The sequence below is a fragment of the Escherichia sp. HH41S genome, from assembly GCF_009820115.1.
In the GTDB taxonomy this organism is placed as follows: Bacteria; Pseudomonadota; Gammaproteobacteria; order Enterobacterales; family Enterobacteriaceae; genus Escherichia; species Escherichia coli_F.
The window spans coordinates 232,021-242,720 of the sequence record NZ_VNXE01000119.1 but is presented as its reverse complement, the minus strand read 5'-3'; the positions used below and the strand labels follow the sequence as shown (position 1 = coordinate 242,720).

Here is a 10,700-nt window from a genome sequence, read left to right as displayed (position 1 = left end):
ACCATGCTGAAAACTATCCGAAAACACGGCATTACGTTGGCGCTATTTGCAGCGGGTTCAACAGGGTTAACTGCGGCCATCAACCAGATGACCAAAACGACGATTGCTGAACAGGCCAGTCTGCAACAAAAGGCGTTATTTGATCAGGTGCTGCCAGCCGAACGCTATAACAATGCGCTGGCACAGAGTTGCTATCTGGTAACTGCGCCAGAGTTAGGTAAAGGTGAGCATCGGGTTTACATCGCCAAACAGGATGACAAGCCGGTAGCCGCCGTTCTGGAAACAACCGCGCCAGATGGCTATTCCGGTGCGATTCAGCTGCTGGTGGGAGCCGATTTTAACGGCACGGTACTTGGCACGCGCGTGACAGAGCACCACGAAACGCCAGGGCTTGGCGATAAAATCGAACTGCGCCTTTCTGACTGGATCACCCATTTTGCGGGTAAAAAAATCAGTGGTGCGGATGATGCGCACTGGGCGGTGAAGAAAGATGGTGGTGATTTCGACCAGTTCACCGGCGCTACGATTACTCCCCGCGCGGTGGTTAATGCGGTAAAACGCGCCGGATTGTACGCTCAGACGTTACCGTCACAACTTTCTCAACTTCCTGCCTGTGGAGAATAAAGCGTGAGCGAAATTAAAGACGTTATTGTTCAGGGGTTGTGGAAAAACAACTCTGCGCTGGTCCAGCTGCTCGGCCTCTGTCCGCTATTGGCGGTCACGTCCACTGCCACTAACGCTCTGGGTTTAGGACTTGCGACTACGCTGGTACTGACGCTGACCAACTTGACCATTTCGACGCTGCGTCACTGGACGCCAGCCGAGATCCGCATTCCCATTTACGTGATGATCATCGCCTCGGTGGTCAGCGCTGTACAGATGCTGATCAACGCCTACGCCTTTGGTCTGTATCAATCGTTAGGGATTTTTATTCCGCTGATTGTCACTAACTGTATCGTTGTGGGCCGCGCTGAAGCCTTCGCCGCAAAAAAAGGTCCGGCGCTTTCGGCACTGGACGGCTTTTCAATTGGTATGGGCGCAACCTGCGCCATGTTCGTGCTGGGTTCACTACGCGAAATTATCGGCAATGGCACGTTGTTTGACGGTGCAGATGCGCTGTTAGGTAGCTGGGCCAAAGTATTACGCGTGGAGATTTTCCACACCGACTCCCCTTTCCTGCTGGCAATGCTGCCACCAGGTGCATTTATTGGCCTGGGACTGATGCTGGCAGGGAAATACCTGATTGATGAAAGAATGAAAAAGCGCCGTGCTGAAGCAGCTGCCGAACGTGCATTGCCAAACGGTGAAACAGGGAATGTCTGATGAACAAAGCAAAACGCCTGGAGATCCTCACTCGCCTGCGTGAGAACAATCCTCATCCCACCACCGAGCTTAATTTCAGTTCGCCTTTTGAATTGCTGATTGCCGTACTGCTTTCCGCTCAGGCGACCGATGTCAGTGTTAATAAGGCGACGGCGAAACTCTACCCGGTAGCGAATACGCCTGCAGCGATGCTTGAACTGGGCGTCGAAGGGGTGAAAACCTATATCAAAACCATTGGGCTTTATAACAGCAAAGCAGAAAATATCATCAAAACCTGCCGTATCTTACTGGAACAGCATAATGGCGAGGTTCCGGAAGATCGTGCTGCGCTTGAAGCCCTGCCTGGTGTAGGTCGTAAAACAGCCAACGTCGTATTAAACACTGCATTCGGCTGGCCGACTATTGCTGTCGACACGCACATTTTCCGCGTTTGTAATCGTACTCAATTTGCGCCGGGGAAAAACGTCGAACAGGTAGAAGAAAAGCTACTGAAAGTGGTTCCGGCAGAGTTTAAAGTCGACTGCCACCATTGGTTGATCCTGCACGGGCGTTATACCTGTATTGCCCGCAAGCCTCGCTGTGGCTCTTGTATTATTGAAGATCTTTGTGAATACAAAGAGAAAGTTGACATCTGAAGAAAAGGGGTAACACCGATTACCCCATTGATAACCTTTCTTTATCCTCTTTTAAAACATCTTTTTAACGTCAATGATGCCATTGCTTAGCGTTATCATCAGGTAATCCGTTTGCGGATAACCAAAAACGCAGGTTAATTGTTTTTTTAATAGCGAAATTTTCTATTCATTCGTGATCAAGATCACGATGCTGTGGCAATGTAAAAACATTGCAAGAACTAGGTTAAAATCATTTAAATTTACACACGCAACAAATATTGACCTACAAAACATTACACTGGCTATTTTTCAGAAACTGGACTATCTCACTAGGAAAAACGCTAAATAGCAGAACATATCGCCGTTAAGCCATCATCCCCCTCTCAGGGTAGTGAAAAAATCTGCCGTTACGTTTTTTGAAAAATTTAACGCTGGATAACATTTCCCGGAATGGTTGAATTCCCCGCCTCAGTTATATGTAACAGATTATTACAAAGGACTTGTCTGAAAGTGCAAGATAGTGAACATTACCTGCCGTTTCCCCTCCCACTATAACAATTGCGCGTATGTTTTTTAGGCATAACGCGAGAAAGCACCCCCGTTAATATGGGATGTAAAAAAAGAGGTAAAAGTGTCCACTGCAAACCAAAAACCAACTGAAAGCGTCAGTTTGAACGCTTTCAAACAACCGAAGGCGTTCTATCTCATCTTCTCGATTGAGTTATGGGAACGTTTTGGTTATTACGGCCTACAAGGAATTATGGCTGTTTACCTGGTTAAACAACTGGGTATGTCTGAAGCGGATTCAATCACCCTTTTCTCTTCCTTTAGTGCCCTGGTTTATGGTCTGGTCGCTATCGGCGGCTGGTTAGGTGACAAGGTACTGGGTACTAAACGCGTAATTATGCTTGGCGCTATTGTGCTGGCGATTGGTTATGCTCTGGTTGCCTGGTCTGGTCACGACGCCGGTATCGTTTATATGGGTATGGCGGCTATTGCGGTCGGTAACGGCCTGTTTAAAGCTAACCCGTCTTCTCTGCTTTCTACATGCTATGAGAAAAACGACCCGCGTCTGGACGGTGCATTCACCATGTACTACATGTCCGTCAACATCGGCTCTTTCTTCTCTATGATCGCCACCCCGTGGCTGGCCGCGAAATACGGCTGGAGTGTTGCGTTTGCGTTGAGCGTTGTAGGCCTGCTGATCACTATCGTTAACTTCGCCTTCTGCCAACGCTGGGTTAAACAGTACGGTTCAAAACCAGACTTCGAGCCTATCAACTACCGTAACCTGCTGCTGACCATTATTGGTGTTGTGGCACTGATCGCTATCGCCACCTGGCTGCTGCACAATCAGGAAGTTGCGCGTATGGCGCTGGGCGTTGTTGCCTTTGGTATCGTGGTTATCTTCGGTAAAGAAGCCTTCGCGATGAAAGGTGCTGCGCGTCGTAAAATGATCGTTGCCTTTATCCTGATGCTCGAAGCCATTATCTTCTTCGTGCTGTACAGCCAGATGCCAACGTCACTGAACTTCTTTGCGATTCGTAACGTTGAACACACCATTCTGGGCCTGGCCGTAGAACCTGAGCAGTATCAGGCACTGAACCCGTTCTGGATCATCATTGGTAGCCCGATTCTGGCCGCTATCTATAACAAGATGGGCGATACCCTGCCGATGCCAACTAAGTTTGCAATCGGTATGGTGATGTGTTCTGGTGCGTTCCTGATTCTGCCGCTAGGTGCAAAATTCGCGTCTGACGCAGGTATCGTGTCTGTAAGCTGGCTGGTCGCAAGCTATGGCCTGCAGAGTATCGGGGAACTTATGATCTCTGGTCTGGGTCTGGCAATGGTTGCTCAACTCGTTCCGCAGCGTCTGATGGGCTTCATTATGGGTAGCTGGTTCCTGACCACTGCCGGTGCAAACCTGATTGGTGGTTATGTTGCGGGTATGATGGCTGTGCCGGATAACGTTACCGATCCACTGATGTCACTGGAAGTCTATGGTCGCGTATTCTTGCAGATTGGTGTCGCTACTGCCGTTATTGCAGTACTGATGCTGCTGACCGCGCCGAAACTGCACCGCATGACGCAGGATGACGCTGCAGACAAAGCGGCGAAAGCTGCTGTAGCGTAAAATTCAGGGAAACTCTTTTACAAGCCGCTAACTTTTCGTTAGCGGCTTTTTTTTTGTTCAGCAACGCACTACCATACTTTAAACCACAGACAAAAGGAGTTACCGATGAAATTGTTCTACAAACCGGGCGCCTGCTCTCTCGCTTCCCATATCACCCTGCGTGAGAGCGGAAAGGATTTTACGCTCGTCAGTGTGGATTTAATGAAAAAACGTCTCGAAAACGGTGACGATTACTTTGCCGTTAACCCTAAGGGACAGGTGCCTGCATTGCTGCTGGACGATGGTACTTTGCTGACGGAAGGCGTAGCAATTATGCAGTATCTTGCCGACAGCGTCCCCGACCGCCAGTTGCTGGCACCGGTAAACAGTATTTCCCGCTATAAAACCATCGAATGGCTGAATTACATCGCCACCGAGCTGCATAAAGGTTTCACGCCTCTGTTTCGCCCTGATACACCGGAAGAGTACAAACCGACAGTTCGCGCGCAGCTGGAGAAGAAGCTGCAATATGTGAACGATGCACTGAAGGATGAGCACTGGATCTGCGGGCAACGATTTACAATTGCTGATGCCTATCTGTTTACGGTTCTGCGCTGGGCATACGCGGTAAAACTGAATCTGGAAGGGTTAAAGCACATCGCGGCATTTATGCAACGTATGGCTGAACGTCCGGAAGTACAAGACGCGCTGTCAGCGGAAGGCTTAAAGTAATAGCCATCGGCCCACAGGCTGTTGTGGGCCGAAATGAGATATTTCAGAGCTTTGTTGCGCTGAAATAATGTTCTGGTTTGGCAATACGATCCTGAGCAGCAACCACTTGCAGCTCATATTCCTGCATTGCTTTGGTGGTCACCATGATTTCGTATACTGCAGCGGTCACATGTTCCAGGGCCTCCTGCAGCGTTGCCCCCTGAAGCAGTTTCACCAGCAGTAAACCGCTCGTCACATCACCGACACCTACCGGTTGGCGCATACCAAAATCCACCAGCGGACGGCTGATATGCCAGGCTTCATCGGCGGTAACCAGCAGCATTTCAAAACGGTCACGGCTGTAGCCAGCCCGCGCCAGGTGTTTAACCAACACAATTTGTGGCCCTTGCGCAATGAGTTCACGCGCTGCCAGAACCGCTTCTTCGACGTTATTTACCGGATGCTCACAGAGTATCTCCAGCTCAACCAGATTCGGCGCAATGATATCGCTGGCAGGCAAACCGTGACGCACATGAAACTCTGCGACACCCGGTGCAACGATGCAGCCTTTTTCCGGATGACCCATTACCGGATCGCAAAAATATTTCGCCTGCGGATTCGCTGCTTTCACCTGACGAACGATACCGAGGATATGTTCACCCTGCTCCGCCGAACCCAGATAGCCACTTAATACGGCATCACAGGTGTGTAATTTATCAATGGCGGCAATGCCTTGCACAATTTCGGTTAAATGGCTGGGCGGCATCACGCAGCCAGTCCATTTGCCGTATTGAGTGTGATTAGAAAATTGAACGGTGTTCAGCGGCCAGACATTCGCGCCCAGGCGGCGCATCGGAAACTCTGCCGCACTGTTACCCGCATGACCATAAACAACGTGAGACTGGATAGCGAGAATATTTTTCATCATGTTCCCTGTATAAAAACCAGGGGGAGTGATTTCTCACTCCCCCTTTCCACTTAATGCATTATTTCCAGCAAATCAGACAGTAATTCTTTTTGCCGCGACGCAGTAAGGTAAAACGACCAAACAGACGATCTTCTTCTTTAAAGAAGTATTCAGGATCGGACTGTTTTTCACCGTTAATGGTGATGGCATTGGAGGCGATAGTTTTACGCGCCTGACCACGGGAAGGTTGCAGTTCGGAATCGACCAGCGCCTGCATCAGGTCTGCACCTTTTTCCATCTCAACCATCGGTACGCCGTCCTGCGCCAGCTGTTCGAAGTCCGCTTCACTCAGCGCACTCAAGGAACCACTGAACAGACATTCGGTAATACGTTTTGCTGCCTGCAAACCTTCTTCACCGTGAACCAGACGTGTCACCTGTTCCGCCAGTACATACTGGGCGCGCGGTGCTTTACCACTGTTTTTATCTTCTTCTTCCAGCGCGTTGATCTCTTCAATGCTCATAAAGGTGAAGAACTTCAGGAAGCGGTAAACGTCGGCATCCGCAGTGTTGATCCAGAACTGGTAGAATTTGTACGGACTGGTTTTCTTCGGATCTAACCAGACTGCGCCGCCTTCAGTTTTACCAAATTTGGTGCCGTCTGCTTTGGTGATCAGCGGAACGGTCAGGCCAAACACCTGATTCTGATGCAGACGACGGGTCAGGTCGATACCAGAAGTGATGTTACCCCACTGGTCAGAACCACCAATTTGCAGCACCACACCGTACTGTTTGTTCAGACAGGCAAAGTCATAACCCTGCAACAGGTTGTAGGAAAACTCAGTGAACGAAATCCCCTGATCTTCACGGTTGAGACGCTGCTTAACCGCTTCTTTGTTGATCATCTGGTTAACGGAGAAGTGTTTGCCAATATCGCGCAGGAAGGTCAGCACATTCATATTGCCGAACCAGTCATAGTTGTTCGCCGCGATAGCAGAGTTTTCTCCACAGTCGAAATCGAGGAACGGGGCAACCTGCTTGCGGATTTTGTCCACCCATTCCTGAACAGTTTCTTCGGTGTTCAGCTTACGCTCAGCAGCTTTGAAGCTCGGGTCGCCAATCAGCCCCGTCGCGCCGCCTACCAGCGCAACCGGCTTGTGGCCCGCCTGCTGGAAGCGTTTCAGGCATAACAATGGAACAAGATGCCCCAAATGCAAGCTGTCAGCGGTAGGATCGAAGCCGCAATAGAGCGCGATCGGGCCTTGCGCCAGTCGCTCTGCTAACGCTTCCTCGTCCGTCACCTGGGCTACCAGCCCCCGCTCTTGCAATTGTTTAATCAAGTTACTGCTTGCCATCAAAATCTCCATGTATATAACGACTGCACCTTTGCCGGTACACGACTTTTCGCCAGATGCGAAAGAGACATAGAATAAAGTGCCAGAATCAGGAGTACCAGCGATTAAAGCAAGATTTTTGCATCTTTTCAGGGGGCAAGACGATCAATCTTCCACGCATCATTTTCACGCTGGTACAAAAAGCGGTCATGCAGGCGATGCTCACCGCCCTGCCAGAACTCAATCTGTTCAAGGCTGACGCGAAAACCGCCCCAAAAACTCGGCAATGGCACTTCGCCCTGTTGAAACTTCTGCTTCAGCTCCAGGAATTTACTTTCAAGGATACCGCGGGCAGAAATGCGACTGGACTGCTTCGAAACCCATGCACCAATCTGGCTATCACGGGGGCGACTATGAAAATATTTCATCACTTCGAGAGTCGAAAGTCGTTCCGCTTTACCGATCACCATCACCTGGCGCTCAAGGGTATGCCACGGGAACAGCAGGCTAACGCGCGGATTATTTTCGATTTGATGTGCTTTACGGCTGCCGAGGTTAGTGTAAAACACCATGCCTTTTTCGTCGTAATGTTTGAGTAAAACGATGCGCTGATAAGGCTGACCATGTTCATCCACGGTAGCGACCACCATCGCGGTAGGGTCCGCCAGTTTGGCTTCACACGCCTGAGAGAGCCAGCGTTCAAAAAGGGTTAATGGATCGGCGGGAAGATCGCGGCGGCGTAATCCGCCTTTGGTGTATTCACGGCGCAGATGCGCGATTTGCTGCAATTCGTCGTTATCAGACATGGTTTTCTTTACGGATTGTCAGTGGGTGACGCTATTGTGCGCCGCCCCTGGAAAAATCTCAACGCTGTGGATTTTGTAACTGACAGTTATTCAAGACGATGCGGTCGCGTTTATAGACAGTCGCTTCCTCGCCTTTCGACCAGAAAACATAGATCCCGTCGGTGTAACGTGCACCAGACGCAGAAATGCCCTGTTTGAGATGCAGTAGTTGATTATCGTAAACAAAACTGACTTCCTGGCGCGGATTATTCAGTTTGACCGTCAACGGTTTTTCATCACACTGGTATTCCAGCGTATCGGTTTGCATGCGCTCAACCAGTTGATTGAACGCGCTACAGCCGGTGAGAAGGACCGGCAAACAGATCAGTAACAGTTTTTTCATAGACATATCCCGAAGACTTTCCTGGTCTGGAGGGCAATACGCCCTCCCTAACGTTCCAAGTGTAACGGCAGACGCGGTAAGAAAAATTCAGTTAACTCTGATATCACAGGTTAGCGGGGAAAATAGCCCCCAGTACCGTCTCCTGGCTTGCGCCAGTGACGGAAGGCAGATTTCCTGGTAATCCCGCCAGCGTCCGCCAGGCAAGCCAGGCGAAAGCCAATGCTTCCATGTCATCGCCACTAATGCCAACGGCATCGGTGGTGGTGACTTCTATGCCTGGCAGTAATGCCGCCAGACGCGCCATGAGTAGCGGATTACGACTTCCTCCACCACATACCATCAATCGTTCGCAGCCACCGCTCAACAAAACTTGTTCAGAAATGGTCACGGCGGTGAGTTCTGCCAGTGTCGCCTGTACATCACGGGGATCAACACCCGGAAAATGGCGCAAATGGCGCTCCAGCCAGCCGTAGTTAAAGTATTCGCGTCCGGTGCTTTTCGGTGCAGGTTGCGAGAAATACGGGTCGCTGAGCATATTTTGCAGCAGTGGGAGAATGACTTTACCCGCCCGTGCCCACTCGGCATCTTTATCGTAAGGTTTACCTGCCTGACGCCAGATCCAGGCATCCATCAGCATGTTACCAGGGCCGGTATCGTAGCCCCCTACCGGCTGCCCAGGAATGAGCAGTGACAGATTGGCGATGCCACCAATATTGAGCACCATTCGTCGCTCGGTTGGATGAGCCAGCAGCGCATGATGGAACGCAGGTACCAGCGGTGCGCCTTGTCCTCCCAAGGCAATATCGCGACGGCGAAAATCACCGACAACCGTAATTCCGGTGCGTGCCACAATTTGATTGTTATCGCCAATCTGTAAAGTGTGTGGTGCCACGCCCGTCGGTTCATGCCAGACGGTTTGACCGTGACAGCCGATCGCAACGATATCTCTCGCCTGCAGGTTTTGTTCCTTAAGCAAGGCATTGATCGCATCAGCAAAAAGTCGCCCGAGTTGAGTATCAAGCTGTCCAAACTGCGAAAGTGTAAGCTGCTGGCCCTGGCAAATATCCAGTACAGCCTGTTTCAGAGACACCGGGATCGGCCAGCTCAAACTTGCCAGCTGTGCGACCCGGTGTTCATCAATTGTCGCCAACACAACATCAACACCATCAAGGCTGGTGCCTGACATAACGCCAATAAAGCGGCCCGATTTCATAGTTCATCCTTTTTCAATCTGACGTTTGCGCACCACTCAAACATAAACTTTTCGTGAATACTATGCGGAATGACCGATTTTTACCGTTGGTAGTAAAACATTATCTTCAAATCAATAATCATCATGAATGTTTTGTTTATAATTGGTTGATCCTACTTTCATTATGATTTGCTCATATTTGGTAGAACATGTAACCATGGATTCACATATGCCATATACTTTGACCATGAGGGATGCTTGCGTGGCGTTTCATGGTGAACAGGAGATTTTTCAATGATTAAACGCGTATTGGTTGTTTCAATGGTAGGTCTGTCTCTTGTCGGTTGTGTTAATAACGACACCCTGTCAGGGGATGTTTATACCGCTTCTGAAGCGAAACAAGTACAGAATGTCAGCTATGGCACCATCGTTAACGTACGTCCGGTACAGATTCAGGGCGGTGATGATTCCAACGTTATCGGCGCAATTGGCGGTGCTGTTCTTGGTGGTTTCCTGGGGAATACTGTTGGTGGCGGAACCGGGCGTTCTCTGGCTACTGCTGCAGGCGCTGTTGCAGGTGGCGTAGCCGGTCAGGGCGTACAGAGTGCAATGAACAAAACGCAGGGTGTCGAGCTGGAAATTCGTAAAGACGATGGTAATACCATCATGGTGGTACAGAAACAAGGCAACACTCGTTTCTCTCCGGGCCAACGTGTCGTACTGGCCAGCAATGGCAGTCAGGTGACCGTTTCCCCGCGCTAAATAAGTTTGCGTGTGGTCAGGTTACTGACCACACGCCCCCTTTATTTCACCCTTTGGCCTGTAACTCAATGATATTATGCTCAAGTTTTGCGATGAGCTTAATCAGTTGTTCCAGTTCCTCTGCGGAGATGCCATGTAAAATTTCCGCGCGGGTTTTGTTAATAACAGCTTCCATTTCGCTGATCAGCGGCTCTGCCTTTTCCGTCAGTTTAATACGTTTAGCCCGACGATCGCTGGCACAAGTTTGACGCGAAATTAACCCTTTTTCTTCCAGTTGGTCCAGAGTACGGACCAGTGATGGCTGCTCGATGCCAATCGCTTTTGCCAGTTGAATTTGCGACTGGTCTGGAGGTAACTGATGGATATTGTGTAACGTAACCCAATGGGTTTGTGTTAACTCCAGCGGTTTCAGGCGATGGTCTATCAGAGCACGCCATATGCGCACCAACCGTGCCAGATCAGAACCTAGTGGCGATTCCAATTTCATCTCCTTATAATTAGCTTGCTAAGATATTATGCGGCTTTTAGAATAGTGTGCAGCAATTGTATTGCTAAAA

12 protein-coding genes are annotated in these 10,700 nt (G+C 49.9%); 6 read left to right on the top strand and 6 right to left on the bottom strand.

Translation table 11 applies throughout. The features are described 5' to 3' along the window. The first annotated feature begins 3 nt into the window (after positions 1-3). The 5 genes from rsxG to gstA all read left to right on the top strand — a co-directional run bounded on the left by rsxG (position 4) and on the right by gstA (position 4,782). Positions 4-624, top strand: a complete 621-nt coding sequence (rsxG, locus tag FQZ95_RS23155; RefSeq protein WP_000920799.1) for an electron transport complex subunit RsxG — start codon at positions 4-6, stop codon at positions 622-624. A gap of 3 nt (positions 625-627) precedes the next feature. Then, a complete protein-coding gene (rsxE, locus tag FQZ95_RS23150) occupies positions 628-1,323 on the top strand; it encodes an electron transport complex subunit RsxE (protein ID WP_001289652.1) in 696 nt (231 codons plus the stop codon). After that, a complete protein-coding gene (gene nth / locus FQZ95_RS23145; RefSeq protein ID WP_001030339.1) occupies positions 1,323-1,958 on the top strand; it encodes an endonuclease III in 636 nt (211 codons plus the stop codon). Before rsxE ends, nth begins: the two co-directional genes overlap by 1 nt. A 610-nt stretch (positions 1,959-2,568) precedes the next feature. Continuing rightward, entirely contained in the window at positions 2,569-4,071 is a 1,503-nt protein-coding gene (gene dtpA, locus FQZ95_RS23140) for a dipeptide/tripeptide permease DtpA (RefSeq protein ID WP_000100942.1), read from the top strand. 105 nt (positions 4,072-4,176) lie between these two features. Next, the gene (gene gstA, locus FQZ95_RS23135; protein ID WP_105271119.1) at positions 4,177-4,782 is read left to right on the top strand and encodes a glutathione transferase GstA; all 606 of its coding nucleotides are present in this window, start codon (positions 4,177-4,179) and stop codon (positions 4,780-4,782) included. 43 nt (positions 4,783-4,825) lie between these two features. Here the strand turns inward: gstA and pdxY are convergent, their stop codons facing one another. From pdxY to anmK, 5 genes are all read right to left on the bottom strand, one after another. Further along, the gene (gene pdxY, locus FQZ95_RS23130; protein ID WP_001302086.1) at positions 4,826-5,686 is read right to left on the bottom strand and encodes a pyridoxal kinase PdxY; all 861 of its coding nucleotides are present in this window, start codon (positions 5,684-5,686) and stop codon (positions 4,826-4,828) included. Positions 5,687-5,747: 61 nt separating this feature from the next. Next, positions 5,748-7,022: a tyrosine--tRNA ligase gene (tyrS, locus tag FQZ95_RS23125; RefSeq protein ID WP_001295400.1), complete on the bottom strand. Its 1,275-nt coding sequence runs from the start codon at positions 7,020-7,022 to the stop codon at positions 5,748-5,750. 128 nt (positions 7,023-7,150) lie between these two features. Then, on the bottom strand, positions 7,151-7,807 hold the full coding sequence (gene pdxH / locus FQZ95_RS23120) for a pyridoxamine 5'-phosphate oxidase (RefSeq protein WP_001282319.1): 657 nt from the start codon (positions 7,805-7,807) through the stop codon (positions 7,151-7,153). Between the two features lie 58 nt (positions 7,808-7,865). Then, positions 7,866-8,195, bottom strand: coding sequence for a C-type lysozyme inhibitor (gene mliC / locus FQZ95_RS23115; RefSeq protein WP_000061974.1), 330 nt, complete (start codon positions 8,193-8,195; stop codon positions 7,866-7,868). A gap of 97 nt (positions 8,196-8,292) precedes the next feature. Beyond that, positions 8,293-9,402 (bottom strand): anhydro-N-acetylmuramic acid kinase, encoded by a 1,110-nt coding sequence (gene anmK, locus FQZ95_RS23110; protein WP_160530740.1) that lies wholly within the window; start codon positions 9,400-9,402, stop codon positions 8,293-8,295. A gap of 273 nt (positions 9,403-9,675) precedes the next feature. Between anmK and slyB the strand changes: the two genes are divergently transcribed. Further along, positions 9,676-10,143: an outer membrane lipoprotein SlyB gene (gene slyB / locus FQZ95_RS23105; RefSeq protein ID WP_000597196.1), complete on the top strand. Its 468-nt coding sequence runs from the start codon at positions 9,676-9,678 to the stop codon at positions 10,141-10,143. A 46-nt stretch (positions 10,144-10,189) separates the two neighbouring features. Here slyB and slyA read toward each other — a convergent pair whose 3' ends face one another. Continuing rightward, a complete protein-coding gene (slyA, locus tag FQZ95_RS23100) occupies positions 10,190-10,624 on the bottom strand; it encodes a transcriptional regulator SlyA (protein ID WP_000445640.1) in 435 nt (144 codons plus the stop codon). Positions 10,625-10,700: the final 76 nt, after the last annotated feature.

Bases quoted from the DNA above. Each gene is read 5' to 3' on its own strand.
- tyrS (WP_001295400.1), bottom strand. From the start codon at position 7,022: ATGGCAAGCAGTAACTTGATTAAACAATTGCAAGAGCGGGGGCTGGTA.
- slyB (WP_000597196.1), top strand. From the start codon at position 9,676: ATGATTAAACGCGTATTGGTTGTTTCAATGGTAGGTCTGTCTCTTGTC.
- pdxH (WP_001282319.1), bottom strand. From the start codon at position 7,807: ATGTCTGATAACGACGAATTGCAGCAAATCGCGCATCTGCGCCGTGAA.
- nth (WP_001030339.1), top strand. From the start codon at position 1,323: ATGAACAAAGCAAAACGCCTGGAGATCCTCACTCGCCTGCGTGAGAAC.
- pdxY (WP_001302086.1), bottom strand. From the start codon at position 5,686: ATGAAAAATATTCTCGCTATCCAGTCTCACGTTGTTTATGGTCATGCG.
- gstA (WP_105271119.1), top strand. From the start codon at position 4,177: ATGAAATTGTTCTACAAACCGGGCGCCTGCTCTCTCGCTTCCCATATC.
- mliC (WP_000061974.1), bottom strand. From the start codon at position 8,195: ATGTCTATGAAAAAACTGTTACTGATCTGTTTGCCGGTCCTTCTCACC.
- anmK (WP_160530740.1), bottom strand. From the start codon at position 9,402: ATGAAATCGGGCCGCTTTATTGGCGTTATGTCAGGCACCAGCCTTGAT.
- rsxG (WP_000920799.1), top strand. From the start codon at position 4: ATGCTGAAAACTATCCGAAAACACGGCATTACGTTGGCGCTATTTGCA.